The organism is Streptomyces sp. NPDC018833 (assembly GCF_044390825.1).
Taxonomy (GTDB): domain Bacteria; phylum Actinomycetota; class Actinomycetes; order Streptomycetales; family Streptomycetaceae; genus Streptomyces.
Genome location: NZ_JBIRZM010000019.1, coordinates 95,818 through 119,349, shown reverse-complemented (window position 1 = coordinate 119,349; position 23,532 = coordinate 95,818). Strand labels below are relative to the sequence as shown.

At 71.5% G+C, this 23,532-nt stretch carries 23 protein-coding genes; 5 read left to right on the top strand and 18 right to left on the bottom strand.

Annotation, left to right across the window (positions count from 1 at the left end; translation table 11 throughout):
- Positions 1–142: 142 nt before the first annotated feature.
- A complete protein-coding gene (locus tag ACH5AF_RS30175) occupies positions 143–2,668 on the bottom strand; it encodes an ATP-dependent Clp protease ATP-binding subunit (RefSeq protein ID WP_398905995.1) in 2,526 nt (841 codons plus the stop codon).
- A 431-nt stretch (positions 2,669–3,099) separates the two neighbouring features.
- Between ACH5AF_RS30175 and ACH5AF_RS30170 the strand changes: the two genes are divergently transcribed.
- On the top strand, positions 3,100–3,657 hold the full coding sequence (locus tag ACH5AF_RS30170) for an SCO3374 family protein (RefSeq protein WP_398905993.1): 558 nt from the start codon (positions 3,100–3,102) through the stop codon (positions 3,655–3,657).
- Here ACH5AF_RS30170 and ACH5AF_RS30165 read toward each other — a convergent pair.
- The 10 genes from ACH5AF_RS30165 to ACH5AF_RS30120 form a co-directional block, all read right to left on the bottom strand.
- A complete protein-coding gene (locus ACH5AF_RS30165) occupies positions 3,636–3,971 on the bottom strand; it encodes an Lsr2 family protein (protein WP_398905991.1) in 336 nt (111 codons plus the stop codon). The genes ACH5AF_RS30170 and ACH5AF_RS30165 overlap by 22 nt on opposite strands.
- 144 nt (positions 3,972–4,115) lie before the next feature.
- On the bottom strand, positions 4,116–4,643 hold the full coding sequence (locus ACH5AF_RS30160; RefSeq protein WP_398905990.1) for an amino-acid N-acetyltransferase: 528 nt from the start codon (positions 4,641–4,643) through the stop codon (positions 4,116–4,118).
- A gap of 9 nt (positions 4,644–4,652) precedes the next feature.
- Positions 4,653–5,048 carry a BlaI/MecI/CopY family transcriptional regulator gene (locus ACH5AF_RS30155; RefSeq protein WP_398905988.1) on the bottom strand — a complete coding sequence of 132 codons (396 nt, stop codon included), beginning with the start codon at positions 5,046–5,048 and terminating at the stop codon, positions 4,653–4,655.
- 130 nt (positions 5,049–5,178) lie between these two features.
- Positions 5,179–5,352 (bottom strand): hypothetical protein, encoded by a 174-nt coding sequence (locus ACH5AF_RS30150; protein ID WP_398905987.1) that lies wholly within the window; start codon positions 5,350–5,352, stop codon positions 5,179–5,181.
- Between the two features lie 14 nt (positions 5,353–5,366).
- Positions 5,367–5,981 (bottom strand): hypothetical protein, encoded by a 615-nt coding sequence (locus tag ACH5AF_RS30145; RefSeq protein WP_398906056.1) that lies wholly within the window; start codon positions 5,979–5,981, stop codon positions 5,367–5,369.
- 153 nt (positions 5,982–6,134) lie between these two features.
- Positions 6,135–6,932, bottom strand: coding sequence for a type III pantothenate kinase (locus ACH5AF_RS30140; protein WP_398905986.1), 798 nt, complete (start codon positions 6,930–6,932; stop codon positions 6,135–6,137).
- On the bottom strand, positions 6,932–7,942 hold the full coding sequence (nadC, locus tag ACH5AF_RS30135) for a carboxylating nicotinate-nucleotide diphosphorylase (RefSeq protein ID WP_398905984.1): 1,011 nt from the start codon (positions 7,940–7,942) through the stop codon (positions 6,932–6,934). The genes ACH5AF_RS30140 and nadC overlap by 1 nt, the downstream gene beginning before the upstream one ends.
- A complete protein-coding gene (locus ACH5AF_RS30130) occupies positions 7,939–9,639 on the bottom strand; it encodes an L-aspartate oxidase (protein ID WP_398905983.1) in 1,701 nt (566 codons plus the stop codon). Before ACH5AF_RS30130 ends, nadC begins: the two co-directional genes overlap by 4 nt.
- Complete coding sequence (gene panC / locus ACH5AF_RS30125) at positions 9,636–10,661, bottom strand: pantoate--beta-alanine ligase (RefSeq protein ID WP_398905982.1); 1,026 nt, start codon at positions 10,659–10,661, stop codon at positions 9,636–9,638. The genes ACH5AF_RS30130 and panC overlap by 4 nt, the downstream gene beginning before the upstream one ends.
- Positions 10,658–11,578, bottom strand: coding sequence for a Rossmann-like and DUF2520 domain-containing protein (locus ACH5AF_RS30120; protein WP_398905980.1), 921 nt, complete (start codon positions 11,576–11,578; stop codon positions 10,658–10,660). The genes panC and ACH5AF_RS30120 overlap by 4 nt, the downstream gene beginning before the upstream one ends.
- A 154-nt stretch (positions 11,579–11,732) precedes the next feature.
- Here ACH5AF_RS30120 and ACH5AF_RS30115 point away from each other — a divergent pair, with 154 nt between their 5' ends.
- Positions 11,733–12,839, top strand: coding sequence for a threonine aldolase family protein (locus ACH5AF_RS30115; protein WP_398906055.1), 1,107 nt, complete (start codon positions 11,733–11,735; stop codon positions 12,837–12,839).
- 200 nt (positions 12,840–13,039) lie between these two features.
- On the opposite strand, the gene ACH5AF_RS30110 is transcribed toward ACH5AF_RS30115, so the two are convergent.
- From ACH5AF_RS30110 to ACH5AF_RS30100, 3 genes are all read right to left on the bottom strand, one after another.
- The gene (locus ACH5AF_RS30110; protein WP_398905978.1) at positions 13,040–13,645 is read right to left on the bottom strand and encodes an AAA family ATPase; all 606 of its coding nucleotides are present in this window, start codon (positions 13,643–13,645) and stop codon (positions 13,040–13,042) included.
- Between the two features lie 5 nt (positions 13,646–13,650).
- A complete protein-coding gene (locus tag ACH5AF_RS30105; RefSeq protein ID WP_398906053.1) occupies positions 13,651–14,328 on the bottom strand; it encodes a response regulator in 678 nt (225 codons plus the stop codon).
- A 78-nt stretch (positions 14,329–14,406) separates the two neighbouring features.
- Positions 14,407–15,606, bottom strand: coding sequence for a sensor histidine kinase (locus ACH5AF_RS30100; RefSeq protein ID WP_398905977.1), 1,200 nt, complete (start codon positions 15,604–15,606; stop codon positions 14,407–14,409).
- Between the two features lie 96 nt (positions 15,607–15,702).
- On the opposite strand from ACH5AF_RS30100, the gene ACH5AF_RS30095 reads away from it, so the two are divergent.
- Together ACH5AF_RS30095 and ACH5AF_RS30090 are read left to right on the top strand one after the other, a co-directional pair.
- Positions 15,703–17,103, top strand: coding sequence for an SAM-dependent methyltransferase (locus ACH5AF_RS30095; RefSeq protein WP_398905976.1), 1,401 nt, complete (start codon positions 15,703–15,705; stop codon positions 17,101–17,103).
- Positions 17,104–17,105: 2 nt separating this feature from the next.
- Positions 17,106–18,248, top strand: a complete 1,143-nt coding sequence (locus ACH5AF_RS30090; protein WP_398905974.1) for an NADH-quinone oxidoreductase subunit D — start codon at positions 17,106–17,108, stop codon at positions 18,246–18,248.
- 68 nt (positions 18,249–18,316) lie between these two features.
- Here ACH5AF_RS30090 and ACH5AF_RS30085 read toward each other — a convergent pair whose 3' ends face one another.
- The 4 genes from ACH5AF_RS30085 to ACH5AF_RS30070 all read right to left on the bottom strand — a co-directional run bounded on the left by ACH5AF_RS30085 (position 18,317) and on the right by ACH5AF_RS30070 (position 21,870).
- Positions 18,317–19,354, bottom strand: coding sequence for a hypothetical protein (locus ACH5AF_RS30085; protein ID WP_398905972.1), 1,038 nt, complete (start codon positions 19,352–19,354; stop codon positions 18,317–18,319).
- A gap of 84 nt (positions 19,355–19,438) precedes the next feature.
- Entirely contained in the window at positions 19,439–20,416 is a 978-nt protein-coding gene (locus ACH5AF_RS30080; RefSeq protein WP_398905970.1) for a glycine betaine ABC transporter substrate-binding protein, read from the bottom strand.
- A 72-nt stretch (positions 20,417–20,488) separates the two neighbouring features.
- Positions 20,489–21,172 (bottom strand): ABC transporter permease, encoded by a 684-nt coding sequence (locus ACH5AF_RS30075; protein WP_398905969.1) that lies wholly within the window; start codon positions 21,170–21,172, stop codon positions 20,489–20,491.
- Positions 21,172–21,870 carry an ABC transporter permease gene (locus tag ACH5AF_RS30070; protein WP_398905968.1) on the bottom strand — a complete coding sequence of 233 codons (699 nt, stop codon included), beginning with the start codon at positions 21,868–21,870 and terminating at the stop codon, positions 21,172–21,174. Before ACH5AF_RS30070 ends, ACH5AF_RS30075 begins: the two co-directional genes overlap by 1 nt.
- 141 nt (positions 21,871–22,011) lie before the next feature.
- Here ACH5AF_RS30070 and ACH5AF_RS30065 point away from each other — a divergent pair, with 141 nt between their 5' ends.
- Positions 22,012–23,184 carry an ABC transporter ATP-binding protein gene (locus tag ACH5AF_RS30065; protein ID WP_398905966.1) on the top strand — a complete coding sequence of 391 codons (1,173 nt, stop codon included), beginning with the start codon at positions 22,012–22,014 and terminating at the stop codon, positions 23,182–23,184.
- Positions 23,185–23,532: the final 348 nt, after the last annotated feature.

Below are 23,532 nucleotides of genomic sequence, written 5' to 3'. Positions count from 1 at the left end.
GCCCCCCGGCGGGGGGGGGGGGGGCCCCCCCGCGGGGGGGGGGGGGGGGGGGGCGCGGGGGGGCCGGGCGGGGGGGGGGCCCCCCCCCCGGGGGGGGGGCCGCCCCCCGCCCCGACACGTCAACCGGCCCGCAGGGCCGCCGTCACGCGTCCTTCGACAGGTTCGGCCCCGTGCCGCCGGCCGCCTGCTCGATGGGCGGGACGTCCGGCAGAGCCGACTTCTCCTCGCCGCGGAAGGTGAACTTCTGCTGCTCACCCTCGCCCTCGGTGTCCACGACCACGATGTGACCGGGACGCAGCTCGCCGAAGAGGATCTTCTCCGACAGGATGTCCTCGATCTCGCGCTGGATCGTCCGGCGCAGCGGCCGGGCACCCAGGACCGGATCGTAGCCCTTCTTGGCGAGGAGCGACTTGGCCGTCGAGCTGAGCTCGATGCCCATGTCGCGGTCCTTCAGCCGCTCGTCCACCTTGGCGATCATCAGGTCGACGATCTGGATGATGTCTTCCTCGGTGAGCTGGTGGAAGACGACCGTGTCGTCGACACGGTTGAGGAACTCGGGCCGGAAGTGCTGCTTCAGCTCTTCGTTGACCTTCGCCTTCATCCGCTCGTATCCGGTCTTGACGTCGCCCTGGGCCGCGAAGCCCAGGTTGAAGCCCTTGGAGATGTCCCGGGTCCCGAGGTTGGTCGTCATGATGATGACCGTGTTCTTGAAGTCCACGACGCGGCCCTGGGAGTCGGTCAGGCGACCGTCCTCCAGGATCTGCAGAAGCGAATTGAAGATATCGGGGTGGGCCTTCTCGACCTCGTCGAAGAGGACGACGGAGAACGGCTTCCGGCGCACCTTCTCGGTGAGCTGGCCGCCCTCTTCGTAGCCCACGTATCCGGGCGGGGAACCGAAGAGACGGGAAACCGTGTGCTTCTCGCTGAACTCCGACATGTCGAGGGAGATCAGCGCGTCCTCGTCGCCGAAGAGGAATTCGGCGAGCGTCTTGGAGAGCTCGGTCTTACCGACACCGGAGGGGCCGGCGAAGATGAACGAACCACCGGGGCGCTTCGGGTCCTTCAGACCGGCTCGTGTACGGCGAATGGCCTGCGAGAGGGCCTTGATGGCGTCCTTCTGCCCGATGACGCGCTTGTGAAGCTCGTCCTCCATGCGCAGCAGACGCGAGGACTCCTCCTCGGTCAGCTTGAAGACCGGGATGCCGGTGGCGGTCGCGAGGACCTCGGCGATCAGCTCGCCGTCGACCTCCGCGACGACGTCCATGTCGCCGGCCTTCCACTCCTTCTCCCGCTTGGCCTTCGCCGCCAGCAGCTGCTTCTCCTTGTCACGGAGGGAAGCCGCCTTCTCGAAGTCCTGGGAGTCGATCGCGGACTCCTTGTCCCGGCGCACGCCGGCGATCTTCTCGTCGAACTCGCGCAGGTCCGGCGGCGCGGTCATCCGGCGGATACGCATCCGGGAACCGGCCTCGTCGATCAGGTCGATCGCCTTGTCCGGCAGGAAGCGGTCCGAGATGTACCGGTCGGCCAGGGTGGCGGCCTGGACCAGCGCCTCGTCCGTGATGGAGACCCGGTGGTGGGCCTCGTAGCGGTCGCGCAGACCCTTGAGGATCTCGATCGTGTGCGGCAGCGACGGCTCCGCGACCTGGATGGGCTGGAAGCGGCGCTCCAGGGCCGCGTCCTTCTCCAGGTGCTTGCGGTACTCGTCGAGCGTGGTGGCGCCGATGGTCTGCAGCTCACCTCGCGCCAGCATCGGCTTGAGGATGCTCGCGGCGTCGATCGCGCCCTCGGCGGCGCCCGCACCCACCAGGGTGTGGAGCTCGTCGATGAACAGGATGATGTCGCCGCGGGTGCGGATCTCCTTGAGGACCTTCTTCAGGCGCTCCTCGAAGTCACCGCGGTAGCGGGAGCCGGCGACCAGCGCGCCCAGGTCGAGGGTGTAGAGGTGCTTGTCCTTGAGGGTCTCGGGCACCTCGCCCTTGACGATGGCCTGCGCCAGGCCCTCGACGACCGCCGTCTTGCCGACGCCGGGCTCGCCGATGAGCACGGGGTTGTTCTTGGTACGGCGGGACAGCACCTGCATGACCCGCTCGATCTCCTTCTCGCGCCCGATGACCGGGTCGAGCTTGGACTCACGAGCGGCCTGGGTGAGGTTCCGGCCGAACTGGTCGAGGACCAGGGAGGTCGAGGGCGTGCCCTCGGCCGGGCCGCCCGCGGTGGCGGCTTCCTTGCCCTGGTAACCGGAGAGCAGCTGGATGACCTGCTGCCGCACCCGGTTGAGATCGGCGCCCAGCTTCACGAGGACCTGGGCGGCGACACCCTCGCCCTCACGGATCAGGCCGAGCAGGATGTGCTCGGTGCCGATGTAGTTGTGGCCCAGCTGAAGAGCCTCCCGGAGCGACAGCTCCAGGACCTTCTTGGCACGGGGCGTGAAGGGGATGTGCCCGGACGGGGCCTGCTGGCCCTGGCCGATGATCTCCTCCACCTGCTGGCGGACCGCCTCGAGCGAAATCCCGAGGCTCTCCAGGGCCTTAGCGGCGACACCCTCACCCTCGTGGATAAGGCCCAGGAGGATGTGCTCGGTGCCGATGTAGTTGTGGTTGAGCATCCGGGCTTCTTCCTGAGCCAGGACGACAACCCGCCGCGCGCGGTCGGTGAACCTCTCGAACATCGTTAATCGCTCCTCAGAGCGGTCAGGCAGTAAGGGGTCGGTCCCCTCCCTGTCCTTCCGCAGCTTAGTCCCGCAAGCGGGGACCGCTCATTCCAACTGCCGACACCCGTCTGTGGCCTCCTGAGCCCTGAACGCCGACAACTGCTCCAACCCGATGGTGCGAGACGATGTTCCCGCAGGCCAGGCAGTTACCCCCACCATCAGTACGCCGATGGCGAACGCGAGACGGCCCGGCGAGCGTGTCGCCCCTCCCCACTAGGAATGTCTTACCCGTAAGCAGTGACAGTCCATGCGGCGCGCAGCCATTCCCTCAGCTAAGGGCGAACAACCTTGCGCCGTTCCACACGTCCGAGGGACACCGATTCAGCCACCCTGTGCGACGTGATTCACACCGTGCGTAACTCTTCGGGTGGGCGCGCAGTTCCCCGGACATGGTCTTCGCCATCCCACATCCCCGGGCGCCCCTCGAAGGCGGCGCCGTGCACTGGTACCGCAGCGCACTTGGCTGGGCGGCGGAAGGATCGCCCGTGGAACTGCTCGTCGGGCGGGATTTCGACCTGCTGGAGCTGCCCGCCGATGCCGGGGACGCTGTGCTGCGGCGCGTGGCCGCGACCGGGCCCGTGGCCGTACAGGGAGACAGAATGCGGCTGCTGGTCGCCGCAGGGAGCGCGGCGGAGCTGCCGGGGCTGCTCGACTGGCTCGAATGGGGCGGCGTCGATCTCGACCTGACCACCATCGGCGAGGGCGGGCGGATGACCGCCCCGCCGCCGCCCGGAGCCGACCACGTCCGGGGAGCCGCCCGCTGGCTGCGCCCTCCGGGGCGGGGGAGCCGGCTGCCGGCTCTCGCCGGACTCGGGGGCAGTGGGGATGCCCCCGATCTCGTGCGACTGGTGGACACGGCGGCGACGGAATGCCACCGCGTCCGGCTGCTGCGCGCCGGACGCGCGCCCGTGCAGCACGGGGACGATCAGGCGTTGGCCTTCTCGTAGGCCTCACGAACGGTCGCCGGGACACGGCCGCGGTCGTTGACCTCGAAGCCGTTCGCCTTGGCCCAGGCGCGGATCTCGGCGGTGTCCTTGTTACCGCCCGACACCGCCCGGCCCTTGCCACGGCCGGCCGCCGCACGGCCGCCGGTACGCCGGCCGTTCTTCGCGTAGGGCTCGAGGAGGCCCCGGAGCTTGTCCGCATTGGCGGTGGTGAGGTCGATCTCGTAGGTCTTGCCGTCCAGAGCGAACGTCACCGTCTCGTCCGCCTCGCCGCCGTCGAGGTCGTCGACAAGAAGGACCTGAACCTTCTGTGCCACCGGATTTCCTTTCATCGAAAATGCAGTACGCGGAAAGGAAACCGCTTTTCCCTGAAAAACACAAACCCTCGGCAGAGGTTCGGAACCCCGAGAACACGGGAAACGTGCGCGATTCGGACATAGGGATCGGGCCTCTTGTGGCGATCACAGGTGCAGAAGCATCCGGCTGTTGCCCAAGGTGTTCGGCTTCACTCGTTCGAGGCCCAGGAACTCGGCGACGCCCTCGTCATAGGAACGCAGCAGCTCGGCGTAGACATCCGTGTCCACCGGAGTCTGCGTCTCACCGATCTCGACGAAGCCGTGCTTCGAGAAGAAGTCGACTTCGAAGGTGAGACAGAAAACGCGGCGCACTCCGAGCCAGCGGGCGGTCTGCAACAGCTTCCCGAGCACCTGGTGCCCGATGCCGTGCCCCTGGAAGGCGGGGTCCACAGCGAGTGTGCGCACTTCGGCGAGGTCTTCCCACATCACATGCAGGGCCCCGCAGCCGACGACCCTGGCGTCCGCGTCGCGTTCCGCGACCCAGAACTCCTGGATGGCTTCGTAAAGGGTGACCGTCGCTTTGTCGAGCAGGATGCCTTCACTCACGTACGGATCCACGAGACGGCGCACGTCCGGGACATCCCCGGTCCGGGCACGCCGGACGGTGATGGCATTTGCTGCGGGATAAGGCATGGTCCGACGCTATCGCCCCGGCGCTCCCGGACGGTCGCCGGCCTCGTCGCCCTGAACGATGCGCAGGGCGGCTTGCAGCGACTCGCGCTGCTCGGGCGACATCATGCCGAAGAACGCGACGAGGGCGGCGGCGGGGTTGTCGCTCTTGGACCAGGCTTCGTTCATCAGTGCGGCCGAGTAGGCGGCCCGGGTGGAGACGGCCGTATATCGATAGGCCCGGCCGTCGACTTCCCTGCGCACCCAGCCCTTCTGGTGGAGATTGTCCATTACCGTCATGACGGTGGTGTAGGCGATGGACCGTTCCTGCTGAAGGTCTTCCAGGACTTCCCTGACCGTGACCGGCCGGTTCCATTGCCAGACCCGTGTCATGACGGCGTCTTCGAGCTCTCCCAATTGACGGGGCACATTGCCACCATAGTGGGAGATACGGCACTCATCCCCTATTGATGAGCAAAAAGGACGTACGGCCTGGAATCTGCCGTACGTCCTCGTTGTGCTGCTCGGGCAATGCGGACGCCGGAGTGCCCTGCTGGTCTCAGGCGTCGGGCCCCGACTGCCGGGCCGACTCGGCGCGGGCGAGCGCGGCGTCCACGGCCGCATCCTCCTTGGCCTTGTTGGAACCGCCCTGGCTCTTGACGATCGTCACGACCAGACCGATGAAGAAGGCGGCCATCACCACCGGGGGCACGAGCGCGGAAACGTAGTCCATGCCGTCCAGAGTAGCTATCCGGCGGCGCGCTGTTCCGGCGGGGGCGTCGGCTTGCGGCGTGGCGGAAACACTTCCGAGGGCTTGGGTACGGGCTTCTCGTCCGGGTGGGAGGGGGCGGGCTTCGGCCGCTGCGGTTGCTGCGGCTGCGGCTTGCCCTTCTGCTCGTCGGACGCGCGTCCGCCGGGCAGCGCCATGAGACGGGCGCGGCGGGGCGCGCTCGCCGGCGCCGGCACCCGCACGGCCGGTGCGGGCACCGGCTGCTGTGCGAGCCGGGCCCGCATGGACTGCTCGGAGAGCGCCAGGCAGCGCCGCAGTACGGCAGCGGCCACCGGGTTGCCGCGCAGGGCGCGCAGGGCGGCGAGATCGTCGGTCACGGGCTCGTGGCCGGCGGCCAGGGCCTCCTGGAGGAGCTCCAGATAGCCGACGGCCGAGCCGGGCAACGCGGCGCGGTAGCGGGCGAGGTCGGCGACGAGGAAGTCGCGCAGGCGGCCCGCCTCGCGCACGGCCTCGTCGAGGGAGTCGGCCAGGCGCAGGCACTCCCTGACGTCCTCGTCGACGAGGGGAACGGGATGGAGGGCGGCGGCGAGGGCGCGTCGGAGCACACGCAGCTCGTCAGCGCCGAACGCCATGCCGCCGTGGGATCCGTATGGCGTGGGCATGGCCCGACCATACGAGCCGAAGGCACAAATTCCCACTAATGGTATGAAAGCGGGCGTTGCGCCTCGTGAGGTGTCACCCGGAGCGCCGCACCGAAGGCGCTGCGGTGCCCGCCGCCCCGGGGGTCACAGACGCGAGAAGTTCCGCTCGTAGACCAGCCGCAGACCGATCAGCGTCAGCCACGGCTCGTGCTCGTCGATCGCCGACGACTCGCCCAGCACCATCGGCGCCAGACCGCCCGTGGCGATCACCGTCACCTCGTCCGGGTCCTCCGCCAGCTCCCGCTTCATGCGGTGGACCACCCCGTCCACCTGGCCGGCGAAGCCGTAGACGATGCCGGACTGCATCGCCTCGACCGTGTTCTTGCCGATCACGCTCCGGGGGCGGACGACCTCGATCTTGCGCAGTTGAGCGCCCTTGACCCCGAGCGCGTCGACAGAGATCTCGATGCCAGGGGCGATCACACCGCCCACGTACTCGCCCCGCACGCTCACCGCGTCGAACGTCGTCGCCGTGCCGAAGTCGACGACGATTGCCGGGCCCCCGTACAGGTCGACCGCCGCGGCCGCGTTGATGATGCGGTCCGCGCCGACCTCCTTGGGGTTGTCCGTCAGGACCGGGACGCCGGTCTTGATGCCGGGCTCGACGAGGACCGCCGGGACGTCGCCGTAGTAGCGGCGGGTGACCTCGCGCAGTTCGTGCAGCACCGAAGGGACGGTGGAGCAGATCGCGATGCCCTCGATGCCGTCGCCCAGTTCCTCGCCGAGCAGGGGGTGCATGCTCATCAGCCCCTGCAGCAGGACGGCCAGCTCGTCCGCGGTGCGGCGCGCGTCGGTGGAGATGCGCCAGTGCTCGAGGATCTCCTCACCGTCGAAGAGGCCCAGCACGGTGTGGGTGTTGCCGGCGTCGATGGTGAGCAGCATCAGGCGTCGACCTCACGGAGGTCGAGGCCGATGTCGAGGATCGGGGACGAGTGCGTGAGCGCGCCCACCGCCAGGTAGTCGACGCCCGTCTCGGCGTACGCGCGGGCGTTGGCCAGGGTCAGGCGGCCGGAGGACTCCAGGATCGCGCGGCCCGCCACGAGCGTGACGGCCTCCTCGGTCTCGGCCGGGGTGAGGTTGTCCAGCAGGATCAGGTCGGCGCCGGCGTCGATGACCTCGCGGACCTGGTGCAGCGTGTCGACCTCGACCTCGATGGCCAGGTCGGGGAAGCGGTCCCGCACGGCCTTGAACGCCGCGGCGACACCGCCCGCCGCCACCACGTGGTTGTCCTTGACCAGAGCCGCGTCGGACAACGACATCCGGTGGTTCACCCCACCGCCGCAGCGCACCGCGTACTTCTCCAGGGCGCGCAGTCCAGGCGTCGTCTTGCGGGTGTCGCGCACCTTGGCCTTGGTGCCTTCGAGTGCGTCGGCCCAGGCACGGGTGGCGGTCGCGATGCCGGAGAGGCGGCACAGGATGTTCAGCGCGCTGCGCTCACCGGTGAGGAGGTCGCGGGTGCCCGCCGTGACCGAGAGCAGCTTGTCGCCCGCCTCGACACGGTCGCCGTCCTCGACATGCCGCTCGACCTCGAAGTCGGAGGTGCACACGATCGACAGGATGGCCTCGGCGACCCGCAGCCCGGCGACCGTGCCCGCCTCCCGGGCGGTGAAGTCACCGGTGGCGACGGCGTCCTGCGGCACGGTCGCCACGCTGGTGACGTCCACGCCGCCGTCGAGGTCCTCCTCGATGGCGAGATGAGCGATGTCCTCGACCTGCACGGGGTCGAGGCCGGCGGCCGCGAGGAGTTCGGCGAGGGCGGGGTCGAGCCCGCTCTCGTACGTCTCGTCGGCGCAGCCGCAGCCGTCGCCGCAGCCCGCGTCGGATGCGGCAGGTGTGCCGATCTGGATCAGCGGTACGTCCACGGGCTCCGGACGTTCTTCGGGCGTGGTCACGGTTGCGGCTCCCTGGGGGCGTTGGGCGTTACGGGCGGAAAGGCTTCGCCGGCGGTGCGCCGTACGACGAGGCGGCGGTCGGGCGTGAGCCGGACCGTGATGTGGCGGCGCCAGTCGGCGTCGTCGCGGTCGGCGTGGTCCTCGCGCCAGTGGCAGCCGCGGGTCTCGGCGCGCTCGCGGGCCGCGGCGACCAGGACCCGGGAGACCAGCAGGAGGTTGGTGGCCTCCCACGACTCGACACCGGGCTCCGCCGCCTTCGGTCCGTCGGCGTCGTGGGCCGCGTGCAGCGACAGCGCCTCCAGCGCGTCGGCCGCGTCGTCGAGGCTGGCCGCGGTCCTGATGACGCCGGCGCCGTGCGTCATGATCCGCTGGACCTCGTGACGCTGCTCGGGCGCGAGGAGCGGGGCGGTGTCCCCGTCCGCCTCCCGGAGCACTCCGGGAGGCGCGTCCGCACGCAAGGCGATGTCGGCCGCGATCCGCTCGGCGAAGACCAGGCCCTCCAGGAGGGAGTTGGACGCGAGGCGGTTGGCGCCATGGACGCCGGTGCAGGCGACCTCGCCGCAGGCGTACAGGCCCGGGACCGTGGTGCGGCCGTGCAGGTCGGTGCGTACACCGCCCGAGGCGTAGTGCGCGGCCGGGGCGACCGGGATCGGCTCGGTCACCGGGTCGATGCCGTGGCTGCGGCAGGCGGCGAGGATCGTGGGGAAGCGCTGCTCCCACATCTCGGCGCCGAAGTGGCGGGCGTCGAGGTACATGTGCTCCGTGCCCTGCTCCCGCATGCGGCGCATGATGCCCTTGGCGACGATGTCGCGCGGGGCGAGCTCGGCCAGCTCGTGCTGTCCGACCATAAAGCGCGTGCCGGCCGCGTCCACGAGATACGCGCCCTCGCCCCGTACCGCCTCCGACACCAGCGGCTGCTGGCCCTCGCTGTCCGCGCCGAGGAACAGCACCGTGGGGTGGAACTGCACGAACTCCAGGTCCGACACCTCGGCCCCGGCGCGCAGCGCGAGCGCCACGCCGTCGCCGGTGGAGACCGCGGGATTGGTGGTCGCGGAGAAGACCTGGCCCATGCCGCCGGTGGCGAGGACGACGGTGGGGGCGTGGACGGCGCCGACGCCGTCGTGCTGGCCCTCGCCCATGACATGGAGCGTGATGCCGGCCGTGCGGCCGTCGGCATCGGTGAGCAGGTCGAGGACCAGGGCGTTCTCGATCGTGCGCATGCCCTGGTCGCGGACCGCGTCGACCAGGGCGCGGGAGATCTCGGCGCCGGTCGCGTCACCGCCCGCATGGGCGATGCGGCGGCGGTGGTGGCCGCCTTCGCGGGTGAGCTCTATCTCGCCGGACGCCGGGTCGGTGTCGAAGCGGGCGCCGGTGGCGATCAGTCGCCGCACGGCGTCGGGGCCCTCGGTGACCAGGGTGCGCACCGCCTCCTCGTCGCACAGCCCCGCGCCCGCGACCAAGGTGTCGTCCAGGTGTTGCCCGGGCGTGTCGCCCTCGCCGAGCGCGGCGGCGATGCCGCCCTGCGCCCAGCGGGTGGAGCCGTCGTCGAGGCGTGCCTTGGTGACCACGACGGTGCTCAGACCGGCTGCGGCGCACCGCAATGCGGCGGTGAGGCCGGCGACGCCCGAGCCGACCACGACGACGTCGGCGTCGATGGCCCACCCCGGGGCGGGGGCGGTCAGCCGTATTCCGGTCACTGCTGGGCTCCGAAGGTCAGGGGGATGTTGTCGATCAGGCGGGTGGTGCCGACCTTGGCGGCGACAGCGAGGACCGCCTCCCCGGTGTGGTCGTCGGGGACGTCGGTGAAGGTGACGGGGTCGACGAGCGCCAGGTAGTCCACCACCAGCGGCGGGTCGGCCTGCGCGGCCTCGTCCAGCACGGCACGGGCCGCGGCCCGCACGGCGTCCGCGCCGCCCGGCGGGGCGGCCTGCGCGACGGCGTGGGCGTCGGCCGCGGCCCTCGCCTCGCCCATCGCGGACAGGGCGGCGGCGCGGGCGGGCGCGGCGTGGACGGCCTCGGCGCGGGCGTGCAGCGCCTGCTGGGCGGCGAGGCGGTCACGGGCGGCGAACAGGGCACGGGACAGGGCGAGGGCGGTGCTCCGCTCGGCGTGCGAGAGATAGGCGTTGCGGCTGGAGCGGGCGAGGCCGCTGTCCTCGCGGACGGTGGGCACGCCGACGATCTCCACGGGGAAGTTCAGATCATGGACCATGCGGCGGATCAGGGCGAGCTGTTGGGCGTCCTTCTGCCCGAACAGCGCGACGTCGGGCGAGGTGAGGTGCAGCAGCTTGGCGACGACGGTGAGCATGCCGTCGAAGTGGCCGGGGCGCGTTCGGCCCTCCAGCACCTCGCCCATGGGGCCCGCGGTGATGCGCACCTGGGGCTCGCCACCCGGGTAGACCTCGTCGACGGAGGGCGCGAACACCGCGTCGGCGCCCGCCCCTTCGGCCACCCGCAGGTCGGCCTCCAGGGTGCGGGGGTAGCGGTCGAGGTCCTCACCGGCCCCGAACTGCAGCGGGTTGACGAAGACGGTGACGACGACGAAGCCCGTGTCGCCGACGTGCTCGCGGGCGGCCCGGATCAGCCCGGCATGCCCCTCGTGGAGCGCCCCCATGGTCATCACGACGGCTGTGCGGCCGGGGACGGCGTGGTGCTCGACGACGTACCGGAGGTCCTCCCGCGTCGGCACCAGCTCGACTTCGCGCCTGGTCTTACGGCTCATCCCAGGTCCCCCTCCGCGAGGACGCCCAGCAGGTCTTCGGCGAGCTCCGGCTTGAGCATGCCGTGTGCGAGGGCCCGGTCCGCGGTCGAACGGGCCATGGCCAGATAGCCGGCGACCGTGCCGGGCGCGTGCTTGCGCAGCTCGGCGACGTGCGCGGCGACCGTGCCCGCGTCGCCACGGGCGACGGGGCCGGTCAGCGCCGCGTCGCCCGAACGCAGCGCATTGTCCAGGGCCGCGCCGAGGAGCGGGCCGAGCATCCGGTCCGGGGCCGCGACCCCGGCGGTGCGCAGCAGCTCCATGGACTGGGCGACCAGGGTGACGAGGTGGTTCGCGCCGAGCGCGAGGGCCGCGTGGTAGAGCGGGCGCGCCTCCTCCTCGATCCACTCGGGCTCGCCGCCCATCTCGATGACCAGCGCCTCGGCCGCGAGCCGCAGCTCCTCGGGCGCGGTCACACCGAACGAGCAGCCCGCGAGCCGTTGGACGTCCACGGGCGTCCCCGTGAACGTCATCGCAGGATGCAGCGCGAGCGGCAGCGCACCGGCGCGCGTCGCCGCGTCGAGCACCCTGGTGCCGAACCGGCCGGAGGTGTGCACGAGCAGCTGCCCCGGCCGCACGGCGCCGGTCTCGACCAGGCCGTCGACGAGACCGGGCAGCGCGTCGTCGGGGACGGTGAGCAGCACGAGCTCGGCGCGGGCGAGCACCTCGGCGGGCGGCACGAGGGGGACGTCCGGGAGCAGCGCGGCGGCGCGTCGCACGGACGCGTCCGAGACGCCCGAGACGGCCACCGGCCGGTGACCGGCCAGCTGGAGCGAGGCGGCGAGGGCGGGGCCGACACGGCCCGCTCCGACCACGCCCACGGTCAACCGGGCGGGACGGTCCCGCGGGTCGAGCGGGTCCTGTGATGGTGTGGCATTCACGCGGCGGTGCCTTCCGTTCCAGTCCGCGGGGGGTACCGGACGATTTCTCGTCATGATGCTACGCCAGCGGTTCCGCCGCCCCCGCGGTTGTCCACAGGCTGTGGGCGATGATCGGACCGTGACGGATACGAGCGAGCACAGTGAACGGCGACGCATGCTCGCCGCGTGGCGCACTTCGGAGCGTGTGCTGTGGCGGACCTCCGCCGAACTGCGCGTGGGAGACGGCCTGGCGGCACTGGCCTCGGGCGCCGCCGATGTGTACGACCCGGACGAGCCGGTCGACCTGTACGGCGACGGGATCGTGGCCGAGCTGGAGCGGCGCACGGCCGCGTTGCTCGGCCTCCCGGCGGCGGTGTACTTCCCCACCGGGACGATGGCGCAGCAGGTGGCCCTGCGCTGCTGGGCGGGCCGCACCGGCAACGCGACGGTGGCGCTGCATCCGCAGGCGCATCCCGAAGTGCACGAGCGTTCCGCACTCTCCGTGGTGAGCGGGCTCCGCACGATGCACCCGACGCACCGGCCGCGCCTGCCGACGGCGGACGAGGTCGCCGAGTGCGACGAGCCCTTCGGCGCGCTGATGCTGGAACTGCCGCTCCGGGACGCCGGATTCGTCCTGCCGACGTGGGAGGAACTGGTGGACGTCGTGGAGGCGGCGCGCGAAAGGGAGGCAGTGGTGCACTTCGACGGCGCGCGCCTTTGGGAGTGCGCCCCCCACTTCGGCCGCCCGCTGGACGAGATCGCGGCGCTCGCGGACAGCGTGTACGTGTCGTTCTACAAGTCCCTGGGCGGCCTCGCGGGGGCCGTGCTCGCGGGCCCCGAGTCCCTGGCGGACGAGGCACGCGCCTGGCGCCACCGGTACGGCGGCCGACTGTTCCAGCAGTACCCGGCGGTGCTGTCGGCCCTGATCGGGCTGGAGCGCGAACTGCCACGGCTGCCGTCGTACGTCGCCCACGCGAAGGTGGTCGCGGCCGCGCTGACGGACGCACTGCGCGCGGCGGGCGTCCCCTGGTCCCGCGTCAACCCGCCGGTCCCGCACACCCACCAGTTCCAGGTGTGGCTGCCGTACGAGGCGGACGCGCTGAACGAGGCGGGCCTGACGCAGTCGGAGGAGACGGGCGTGACGCTCTTCCGCCGCTGGTTCTCGGAGGGCTGCCCGCCGGGAGTCTCGGTGACGGAGGTGACGGTGTCGTCCGAGGGGCTCACGTGGACGGCGGCGGACGTGAAGGAGGCGGTGGAGGAATTCCTGCGCCGGGTGGGGTGAGGGGCGCGCTGCCGGTCCCCGTGCCGCGGATGCGCCTGTGCCGCAACCTCGCGCATGCCGCGTACACGACGAGCGAACCGACCGACGGAAAAGAGCGCGGGGCTCATCTCGACGCGCAGGTGAAGGCGTTACAGACCGGCTGGACGTGCCCGCCATGGTCCGGCTCGGCAGCGACTTCCCGGAGACTGTGTCGCGCCCGATCAGTCGAAGCGGATGTGCCGCACGCCCGTCCACGCCTTGCGCAGCCGGTGCCTCAGCGGTCCGTCCGTGTTCGGCGCGAGCCGCAGGCCCGCCGAGCGGGCGATGAGGTCCGCCACCTGCGGCACGCTCAGCCGGTCGGTGTGGATGTGCTCCCCGAAGCGGGGTTCGCGCAGCCGTTCCAGGCAGTCGTCGAGCCGCTGTACGGCGAAGCTCTCGCGCTTCAGACCGCGCCCGAGCCCCCGCTCCCGCAGCCGCCGCAGCACCGTCTCGCGCTCGGCGAGCAGAGCGAAGTGGCGCACGTCGTGCCCGGCCTCGTTCCGCAGGCGGCCCACGATCTGCTCGAAGTACGCCGGTTCGACGAGGGTCATGGGCGCGATGACGACGCCGTCGTGCCCGCGCAGGGTCAGGTCGAGCACCTCGTAGACGCCCTGACGCCACGCTGCGAGGTCCTGGAAGTCGTTACGCAGCGCGGGCGGTGTCATCCGGTGCAGGCCGAAGCCGACGTGCTCGGGATCGCACACGACGCTGCCCCGCAGGCGCCGCCGCAGTTCGTACGCCGTCTGCGTCTTGCCACCGCCGAACGGCCCGTTGATCCACAGCAGCACGGCGCTCAGACCGGTCCGCCGCCGCCCGCGCGTACGAGGCCCGTCTCGTAGGCGAGCACCACGACCTGGACGCGGTCGCGCAGGCCGAGCTTGGTCAGTATGCGGCCCACATGCGTCTTCACGGTGGCCTCCGAGAGCACCAGCCGGGCCGCGATCTCTCCGTTCGACAGGCCCTGCGCGACCAGCAGCATCACTTCGCGCTCGCGCTCGGTGAGCCGCTGGAGCTCCTTGTGCTGCGGCTCGGTGCCCGAGCTCGGCAGCATCGGTGAGAAGCGGTCCAGCAGGCGGCGGGTGGTCGACGGCGCGACGACCGCGTCGCCGCTGTGCACGGAGCGGATGGCGCCGAGCAGTTCGCCGGGCGGCACGTCCTTGAGCATGAAGCCGCTGGCACCGGCCCTGAGCCCGGAGAAGGCGTACTCGTCGAGGTCGAAGGTGGTCAGGATCAGCACCTTCGGCGCGTCCGGCTCGGCGCAGATGCGGCGGGTGGCCTCCACACCGTCGAGCCGCGGCATGCGGACGTCCATCAGCACGACGTCCACGGCGGTGGAGCGCAGGTTCTCGATCGCCTCCGCGCCGTCCCCGGCCTCGGCGACGACCTCCATGTCCGGCTGGGCGGCGAGCACCATGCGGAATCCGGTGCGCAGGAGCACCTGGTCGTCGACGAGCATCACGCGGATGGGGATCACAGTCGGCTTCCTCGATCTGTCGTGGCTGTGGGGTGCTGTGCTGTGGGGCGGTGAGGGCGGTGAAAGCCGTGGGCTCTAGTGGGTGGGCTTGAGCGGGAGGAGCGCGCTGATCCGGAAGCCGCCGCCCGGTCGCGGCCCCGCGTCCAGCGTTCCGCCGACCATACCGACGCGCTCGCGCATGCCGATCAGACCGTGGCCGCGGCCGTCCGCGCCGCCATCCTCGTACAGCTCGTGCGACGCCCCGCGCCCGTCGTCCTCGACGAGCAGGCCGAGACCGTCGTCGAAGTAGACGAGCCGCACGCTGGCACCGGCCTCCGGGCCGCCGTGCTTGCGGGTGTTGGTGAGCGCTTCCTGCACGATGCGGTACGCGGTGAGCTCGACGCCGCTCGGCAGCGACCGCGGCATGCCCTCGATCTTGAAGTCGACGGTCAGTCCGGCGCAGCGGACCTGCTCGACCAGTTCCTCGATCTGCTCGACGTCCGGCTGCGGGACGTACTCCCCGCTCTCCGGGGCGTCGCCGGTGCGCAGCACACCGAGCAGCCGGCGCATCTCGGCGAGCGCCTGCCGCCCGGTCGTGGAGATGGTCTCCAGTGCCTGCCTGGCCTGGTCGGGTGCGGCGTCCAGCACATAGGCGGCACCGTCGGCCTGGACGACCATGACGGAGACGTTGTGGGCGACGACGTCGTGGAGTTCGCGGGCGATACGGGCGCGCTCGGCCGCGACCGCGACCTTCGCCTGCGCCTCGCGCTCCTTCTCCAGCCGGGTGGCCCGCTCCTCCAGCTGGGCGAAGTACGCGCGCCGGGTGCGTATCGAGTCGCCGAGGACCCAGGCGAGGGCGAACGGCAGGCTCATGATCACGGTGACGAAGATCCGGCCGAGGCTGCCCTGCTCCTCCTCGGGCCAGCGGATCTGCGCCAGCGTGGCCGCCGACAGGCCGCCGATCAGCGCGAGCCGGGACGCCCAGCGCGGACCGCCGTGCGCGGCGACGGTGTAGATGATCACCATCATCGCGAAGTCCGCCGGGTTGACCTCGATGTCCAGCACCAGCTGGGCGACGCCCGCGAGTGCGGCGAGCACCAGCATCTTCTCCGGCACGACGCGGCGCAGTGCGACCACCACGCTCAGCACCACCACGACCCCGGCCGCAGTGAGCCGGGACCCCAGCCCCACAGGCACCTGGACCACCCACAACATGGCGAACCCGAAGAGCATGACGGCCCAGAAGCTGTCGGTGCCCGTCGGGTGTCTGCGGAGGAAGTCGTAGAGGCGCTGCACGTCACCAAGCGTAAGGAAAGGAGACAGGTGCCAGAGTCAACCGGAGGGGCGATCCGGTCGGCGGAGCCGTACTCCGCAAGGTGGAGACTGGTGCGCGTGACGTATGAGACCTCAGCACGCGCCCCTGCCGGGAGCTCCGGATGGCGCGGGTGGCGGGCCGCGACCGAGACCGCCCTGTACGGCCCCGACGGCTTCTACCTGCGGCCCGAGGGCCCGGCGGGCCACTTCCGTACCTCCGTGCACGCCTCCCCGGTGTTCGCCTGGGCCGTCGCCCGGCTGCTGCTCGACGTCGCGGCCGCGTACGGAATCGACGAGCCGGCGCTCGTCGACGTCGGGGCAGGCCGCGGCGAACTGCTGACGGGCGTGCTGGCCGCACTGCCGCCCGGCTTTCCCGTGCGCGCCTGCGCCGTGGAGCGGGCCGCGCGGCCGGCGGGGCTCGACCCGCGCATCGAGTGGAAGGACGCGCCGCCGGACGGGATACACGGACTGCTGTTCGCGAACGAGTGGTTGGACAACGTCCCAGTCGACGTCGCCGAGACGGACGAGCACGGCGTGGTGCGCAGGGTCCTGGTGAACGCGGCGGGCGAGGAGCGCCTGGGCGAGGAGGTCGACGGAGCCGACGCCGAGTGGCTGGCCCGCTGGTGGCCGCTCACGGAACCGGGCACCCGGGCGGAAATCGGCCGCCCGCGCGACGAGGCGTGGGCGCGGGCCGTCGGCCGCATGGCGTCGGGCCTCGCGGTGGCCGTCGACTACGCGCACACGGCCGGCACGAGGCCGCCGTACGGCACGCTGGCCGGCTTCCGCGACGGCCGCGAGGTGCGCCCGGTCCCGGACGGCAGCTGCGACATCACGGCCCACGTGGCGCTGGACGCGTGCGCGGCGGCCGTGGGCCCGGCGGGAGCCGGGGAAGCGGACCCGGCACAGCGTCCGGCGGCAGCCTGGGAACAGACCCCGGCAGCGGTGCGGAATGGGACTACGGCAAGAGACGGGGCAGCAGCCCGGGCAATGCCCCCGGCGCGGGACCGGCGTGTGGAGGCCGGTGAGGCGGGCCGCCCGGCGGAGGGCCGGGAAGCGGCCCCGGCAGCGGCGCGGGGAAGGGCTGCGGCAGAGGGCCTGGCAGCGGACCCGGTTGAGGGACCGGCTTCCCCGGCGGCAGCAGACCCGGCACAGCGTCCGGCGGCAGCCCGGGAACAGACCCCGGCAGCCGCGCGGGGAAAGGCTGCGGCAGACGGCCTGGCAGCGGACCCGGTTGAGGGACCGGCAGCGCGCCCCGCCGCGCGGCTGTTCGGGCAGCGCGAGGCGCTGCGGCGGCTGGGGGTGACGGCCGAGCGGCCGCCGTTGTCCCTGGCGTCGTCAGACCCGGTGGCGTACGTCCGCGCCCTGTCGCACACCGGAGAGGCGGCGGAACTCACGGCGAAGGGCGGCCTGGGTGACTTCGTCTGGCTGGTGCAGCGGATCGGGCCGGAACGGCCCGCCGGGCCTCTGTCAGACTGGTGACCATGACGGAGACCACGGTCGGCATCGGCGGAGCGGCGGAGAGCACCGACATGGTGCTCAACATCGGCCCCCAGCATCCCTCCACACACGGTGTGCTGCGGCTGCGTCTCGTGCTGGACGGCGAGCGCATCCGGCACGCGGAGCCGGTCGTCGGCTATATGCACCGCGGCGCCGAGAAGCTCTTCGAGGCGCGCGACTACCGCCAGATCGTGGTGCTGGCCAACCGGCACGACTGGCTCTCCGCCTTCTCCAACGAGCTCGGCGTCGTCATGGCCGTCGAGCGCATGCTCGGCATGGAGGTCCCGGAGCGCGCGGTGTGGACCCGTACGCTCCTCGCCGAGCTCAACCGGGTCCTCAACCACCTGATGTTCCTCGGGTCGTATCCGCTCGAACTGGGTGGTATCACCCCGGTGTTCTACGCCTTCCGCGAGCGCGAGGAGCTCCAGGCCGTCATGGAGGAGGTCTCCGGCGGCCGGATGCACTACATGTTCAACCGGGTCGGCGGTCTCAAGGAGGACCTTCCGGCCGGCTGGCTCGGGCGGGCCCGGCACGCGGTGGCCGACGTCCGCTCCCGGATGGACGTGTACGACCGTCTGGTCCTCGGCAACGAGATCTTCCGCGGTCGTACGCGCGGTGTGGGCGTCCTGTCGGCCGATGCGGTGCACGCGTTCGGCGTGAGCGGGCCCATCGCCCGGGCCTCGGGCGTCGACTTCGACCTGCGCCGGGACGAGCCGTACCTCGCGTACGGGGAGCTCCAGGACACGCTCACGGTCGTCACCCGCTCCGACGGCGACTGCCTGGCCCGCTTCGAGGTGCTGCTGGAGCAGACGCACAACGCGCTCGACCTGGCGGACGCCTGCCTGGACCGCATCGCCGAGCTGCCGCCGGGCCCGATCAACCAGCGGCTGCCCAAGGTGCTGAAGGCACCCGAGGGCCACACCTACGCCTGGACCGAGAACCCGCTCGGCATCAACGGCTACTACCTGGTCTCCAAGGGTGACAAGACCCCCTACCGGCTCAAGCTGCGCTCGGCGTCGTACAACAACATCCAGGCCCTGACCGTGCTGCTGCCGGGGACGCTCGTCGCCGACATGGTCGCGATCCTGGGATCGCTGTTCTTCGTCGTCGGCGACATCGACAAGTAGGCGTCGGCAGGCAGACAGGCACGCAGGCGGCGGCACGCAGGCGGCGCCGCCTGGCGCGGACGGCCGTCCTACGAGACCGCGTCGCGCAGCTGGACGACGTCCAGCTGCTCCGTCTCGTCGTGCGCGGTCAGGTCGATGACCTTGCCGACCGCGCGGGGCTCCTTCATATGCACGGCCGCCAGGGCCTCTTCGCCCACCACGTCGGCGAGGTCCTCGTGCTGCACGGCCTCGATCGCCTTCTGTACCGGCTGCGCGACCGGCTGCGCGCCCTGTACGGGGTCGACGCCCGCGCCCGCGCCGGTGCCCGTGCCCGTCCCGAAGAAGTCGAAGCCGCCCTCGGGGCGCTTGGCGCGCGAACGCTCAGCGCCGTAGGGCACGATCGCCGAGGCGGCGGGCACGGGACGGCGCGCGGGCAGGGCGGACGCCGGACGGGCGTGCTGCCCGGCCCCGGCGCCCGCCGCGTGCTTCCCCTGCGGTTCCTCCGCCTCCCGTGCCCGCTCGGCCAGATCCCGGGCGCGGGCCTCTTCGACGGTGTGCCTTGCCTCCTGGGCAGCGGCGTTGCGCGAGAGGTCCTCCAGCGCCTTGGCGGCCCGCAGATACATCGAAGGGGTCGGCGTCGAACCGGCCGGCAGCAGCGCCTTCGACGGCGCGGCCGCCTCGATCGCGAGCTGCCTGCGGCCTTCCAGGGCGCTGGCGCGCTCCGTCTCCGCGTTCGCGTACCGCCGCAGCAGAGCGGCGTGTTCCCCGCGCAGCCCGGCGAGCTCCACCCGCTTGGCGCGCAGCTTGGCGTCGAGCTTGAGACGCAGCTCCCGCGACTCCTCGATGTCCGCCTCGAGCTCGGCTACGCGCTCCTCGGTCTTCCACTGGTCGCTGGCGCGCGCACGGCTGAGCTCCGCGACCCGGCGGCCCGCGCTGCGGTCCCAACTGCGCATCAGCACAGCGCCGGTGACCGCGGCGGCAGCGGCGGCCGCCACCAGGATGCGCAGAGCTACGGCATTTCCGACAAACCACGCGCCGGCAGCGCACAGTACCGACGCTCCGGCCACGGCCGAAGGCGGCAGCAGCTTGTGCAGGGGCGGGGAATGGCGGTGGCGTCCACGTGGCATGGCCAGAAATTTACCGCGCGTAGAGGTCTTGTGGGGTGTCGGCCCGGCAAATCTCTGGTCGAAAACGCCGGGCCGGCCACATCCCTACTTCTCGAGCAGCCCCTTCGAATGGAGATAGTCCCTCGCGGCGTCCTCCGGCTTCGCCCGCTCGGCGTCCACCGAGCGGTTCAACTCGGTGAGATCCGCGGTGGTCAGCACATCCGTGAGCTGGCCGAGGACTTCGGCTATCTCCTTGCCCCCGGCGTCCCGCGCATTGACCAGGGGCAGGACGTTGTCGGCGTTCTGGAGCTTCTTGTCGTCCTCCAGCAGCACGAGTCCGAAGCTTTCCAGCGTGGCATCGGTGGTGGTGGTCAGCACGAGCTGGTCCTCACCGTCCTTGACCGCCTGCTTGGCCTGCGGTGTCCCGACGCCCTTGGGGTCCACGCCCGCGACGTCGATGCCGTACGTCTTCTTCAGACCGGGGGCGCAGAAGGGCCTGACCTCGCACTCGTCACCCGCCGCGATCTTCACCTTCAGCCCCGACTTCCCGAGATCGGAAAGAGTCCTGAGGCTGTTCTTCTCGGCGAATTGCCTGGAGACCGCGAACGCGTTCTGGTCGACGGCCTCGCCCGCGTCGAGCACCTTCAGTCCGCGCGGTTCGGCGAGCCTGGTGAGCGCGGCCACGGTAGCGGCGACATCGCTGGAGGCGACGGGCTCGTCCTCCGGTGCCTTCGGCCCGTTCACCTTCGCGTTGAGGAATTCGGCGACCGTGGCGGCATATTCCGGTACGACGTCTATCTCGCCCTTCTCCAGGGAAGGTTCGTACAGCTCGCGGTTCTTCACCGTGGTGACCGACGTCTCGTATCCGGCGTCGGCCAGCAGCTGGGCGTAGAGCTCGGCGAGCACCTTGGACTCGGTGAAGGCCGCCGCGCCGACGACGAGCGTGCCCTTCTCACCGGGCCCGGCCGCCGAGCCGCCGCCGTCCTTCTTCTGCTCCAGGCTGTCGCCGCCGCACGCGGCCAGAGAACCCACGAGGGCCACCACACCGAGTACCGCGCCCGCGACGCGTGAGGTCTTGCTCATCAGGTTCTCCGTCCATGCGACCGATATACCGAAACAGATGGGCGAAACGAAGGGGGTCATCAGCGCACCGCGTCAGCCGCCCGCCGACGCCGCGGCCTTGCGCAGGGGGTTCAGCAGCCGGTCGGCGGCGACCAGCAGCCCCTCCACCAGGAGTGCGAGCCCGCCGGCGAGCAGCGCGCCCGCGACGACCTGCGGCGTGTTGTACGTGGTGAATCCGGCGGTGATGATCCGGCCCAGCCCGCCCTGTCCCACCATCGACGCGATCGTCGCCGTGGCCACCACCTGGACGGCGGCCGACCGCAGCCCGGTCATCAGCAGCGGATAGGCGAGGGGCAGCTCCACGCGGAGGAACAGCTGGCCGCCCGACATGCCCATCCCCCGCGCGACCTCGACCACCGCGCGGTCCACCTCCCGCATGCCCACATACGCGTTCGTCAGCAGCGGCGGTACGGCGAAGAGGACCAGCGCGCTGATCGTCGGCACATAGCCGGCGCTGCGCAGCGGCGTGAGCATGAACAGGGCGAGGACGGCGAAGACCGGGATCGCACGGCCGGCGTTGGAGAGGTTGACCGCGAGGGCGCCGCCCCTGCCGATGTGCCCGAGCCACAGAGCGATCGGCAGGGCGATCGCACAGGCCAGGGCGAGCGCCGCACCACTGACGTACACATGCTCGCCCAGCCGGTGCCATGCGCCGCCTTCCCCCTGCCAGTTCGACCCGGTGGTGAGCCACGTCCACGCATCGGTGACCACTCCCATCAGACCTTCGCCTCCGCCGTGCGTATGCGCGTCCAAGGGGTGAGCAGCCGCTGGGCGCCGAGGAGAGCCAGGTCCGCGAGCACCGCCAGCAGCACGCACAGCACCGAGGCGGTCAGCACTTGCGCCTTGAAGGTCGTCTGCACGCCGTCGTCTATGAGGTTGCCGAGGCCGCCCTTGCCGACGAGGGCGCCGACCGTCGTCAGCGCGATCGTCGACACCGTCGCTATGCGCACACCCGCCATCAGCGCGGGAAGCGCCAAGGGCAATTCCACCTCCCACAGCAGGCGGGCCGGCCCGTACCCCATGCCCCGGGCGGCCTCGCGCACCTCGGCGGGCACCGCCCGGAGCCCGGCCAGGATGTTCCGCACGAGGATGGTGAGGGAGTAGAGCACGAGGCCCGTCACGACCAGGGCGGCGGACAGTCCGAAGAAGGGCAGCAGCAGCGAGAACATCGCGAGCGAGGGGATCGTGTAGAGCAGGGTCGTCAGGCCGAGCACCGGGCCCGCGAACCGCGGCTGCGCGCGCACGAGCAGCGCGAGAGGCAACGCGACCGCCAGTCCGATAACGACCGACGCCGCGGTGATCCAGACGTGCTGGACCGTCGCGTCCGTCAACTCGGTGCTGCGGCTGCGCAGATACTCCGCACAGAACCAGTCGTTCGCCGCGAGACAGCTGCTCGCGGCACGTCCCGTAACCATCCCTTCCCACCTCCCCCGGAACGCCGAACACACGTCTGACGATCAACGGTTACGACCCTAACCCCGACCACTGACAATCGCCGAGGACCAGCACATTGCAGCAACATGGCTTTCATACAAGCGCCGTCACAATGGGGAGTCATGATCCGTTTCGACACTGTCAGCAAGCGGTACGCGGATGGCACCACCGCCGTGGACGACCTCTCCTTCGAGGTCGCCGAGGGTGAACTGGTCACCCTCGTGGGCCCCTCGGGCTGCGGCAAGACGACCACCATGAAGATGGTCAACCGCCTCATAGAGCCGAGCAGCGGCCGCATATTCATGGACGGACACGACATCTCCGCCGTCGATCCCGTCGCGCTGCGCCGCCGCATCGGTTATGTGATCCAGCAGGTCGGACTGTTCCCGCACAGGACCGTCCTCGACAACACGGCCACCGTTCCCCACCTCCTCGGCGCCGGCCGGACCAAGGCCCGTGCGCGCGCCGCCGAACTGCTCGACCTCGTCGGACTCGACCCCGCCGTCTACGGCGACCGCTACCCCGAGCAGCTGTCCGGCGGCCAGCGCCAGCGCGTCGGCGTCGCCCGCGCGCTCGCCGCCGACCCGCCCGTGCTGCTGATGGACGAGCCGTTCGGCGCGGTCGACCCCGTGGTCCGCGAGCACCTGCAGAACGAGTTCCTCAAGCTGCAGTCGCAGGTGCGCAAGACGATCCTGTTCGTCACCCACGACATCGAGGAGGCCGTGCGCCTCGGAGACCGTATCGCCGTCTACGGCCAGGGCAGGATCGAGCAGTTGGACGCGCCCGCCACCGTGCTTGGCGCTCCCGCCAACGACTACGTGGCCGACTTCGTCGGCGCCGACCGCGGGCTCAAGCGGCTCTCCGTCACCCCCATCGAGGAAGGCGATCTGGAGCAGCCCCCCGTCGTGCACCTCGGTGACCCGCTGCCCCGCGAGCTCGGCTCGCGCTGGGCCGTGGTCCTCGACGGGGAGGACAATCTGCACGGCTGGATCTCCGCGGAGCAGGCGCGGCGCAGCGGTTCGGTGGGCGAGCACGCCCGCCGCATGGAGGCCTGGCTGCCGGTCGGCGCCTCGCTCAAGCAGGCGTTCGCCACGATGCTCCAGCACGACGCGGGCTGGATCGCGGTGATCGACAAGGAGGAGACGGGCCGGTTCCTCGGCGTGCTGACCCCGGCCCGGCTGCACGAGGCGCTGCGCCGCTCGATCGACGCGGACGCTCAGGACATCGCGCGGGCGGATGTCGCGCTGGAGTCGATCGCCACGGTGTCGACGACTGTCTCCACCGACAAGGGCTGACGGCGGCCGGGGCCGCCGAGTGGGAACGGCCCCGGGGCACGTCACCGGGTGCGAACGGCCCCGGGGCACGTCACCGGGTGCGAACGCGGGCCCCGGGGCACGCCACCGGGTAACGCGGCCCCGCGAGTGGCGTCCGGTCCGTCCGCACGTGCTGCGGCCGCCCCTCGGCCCCGTGTGCCGCCGCCCACAGGGCCGGTGACCGGCGAGGTCGGCGCCACGGCCGGGCACGCCAGGCCCAGTGCTGCGCCTCCGGAGGGCTCCGGCCCCGCGCGGGAGTGGGTACGTCACCCGCGTAAGGAGCCCCGCCAGCCCGCCGACGCGCGGGGGCCTGCGCCATGCTGGTACTGC